Annotated in this window: 1 protein-coding gene; it reads left to right on the plus strand. The window is 48.8% G+C overall.

Annotated features, from left to right (window positions below):
* Positions 1-86: 86 nt before the first annotated feature.
* On the plus strand, positions 87-1124 hold the full coding sequence (gene glpX, locus F6K37_RS43590; RefSeq protein WP_287257372.1) for a class II fructose-bisphosphatase: 1038 nt from the start codon (positions 87-89) through the stop codon (positions 1122-1124).
* The last annotated feature ends 35 nt before the right edge of the window (positions 1125-1159 follow it).

Genomic DNA, 1159 nt, shown 5'->3' on the forward strand with positions numbered 1-1159 from the left:
CGAGATACCACGCTCTGATAGACTTAAGAACTGTAAACAAATAATTAAGAAAATAAGCTCATCTAGCTTTTGGGAGAACGGGCGCTTTGGAAAATACACTAGGTTTAGAAATTATAGAAGTCGTAGAAAAAGCTGCGATCGCATCCGCCAAATGGATGGGTAAAGGGGAGAAAAACACTGCTGACCAAGTGGCTGTAGAAGCTATGCGGGAGCGGATGAACAAGATCTATATGCGGGGTCGGATTGTAATTGGAGAAGGGGAGCGGGATGATGCTCCCATGCTCTACATTGGTGAAGAAGTTGGGATTTGTACCCAAGAGGATGCTGCCAACTTCTGTAACCCAGATGAGCTGGTAGAAATTGATATTGCGGTTGACCCCTGTGAAGGCACCAACCTAGTGGCCTATGGCCAAAACGGTTCCATGGCAGTGCTAGCTATTTCCGAGAAGGGCGGTCTATTTGCTGCTCCTGACTTCTACATGAAGAAGCTGGCAGCACCACCCCAAGCCAAGAATCATGTAGATATCAACAAGTCCGCAACGGAAAATCTGCAAATCCTCTCCGATTGTCTAGAGCGCTCCATTGATGAACTGGTGGTAGTTGTGATGGACCGTTCCCGTCACAAGGACTTGATCAACGAAATCCGGGGAGCTGGTGCTCGGGTGCGACTGATTAGTGACGGTGATGTTTCCGCCGCCATCTCCTGTGCCTTTTCTGGTACCAATATCCATGCCTTGATGGGCATCGGTGCTGCCCCAGAAGGGGTAATCTCAGCAGCAGCAATGCGTGCCTTAGGGGGACACTTCCAAGGTCAGCTGATCTACGATCCCGCCATCGTGAAAACTGGTCTGATTGGGGAAAGCAAAGAAAGCAACATTGAACGGCTCGCAAGCATGAAGATTACCGATCCCGATAAGGTTTACAATGCTGAAGAACTAGCCTCTGGTGAAACCGTACTGTTTGCTGCTTGTGGTATCACCCCAGGAACCCTGATGGAAGGGGTTCGGTTCTTCCAAGGTGGAGCACGGACTCAAAGCCTAGTTATTTCAAGTCAGTCCAAGACCGCTCGGTTTGTGGACACCGTTCATATGTTTGAACAGCCCAAGTATATCCAATTGAGCTAACTCTTAGGAAGAGGGTTTTAACCCTGTAGGTAAGC

Source organism: Moorena sp. SIO4E2 (assembly GCF_010671945.1).
GTDB classification, from domain to species: Bacteria; Cyanobacteriota; Cyanobacteriia; order Cyanobacteriales; family Coleofasciculaceae; genus Moorena; species Moorena producens.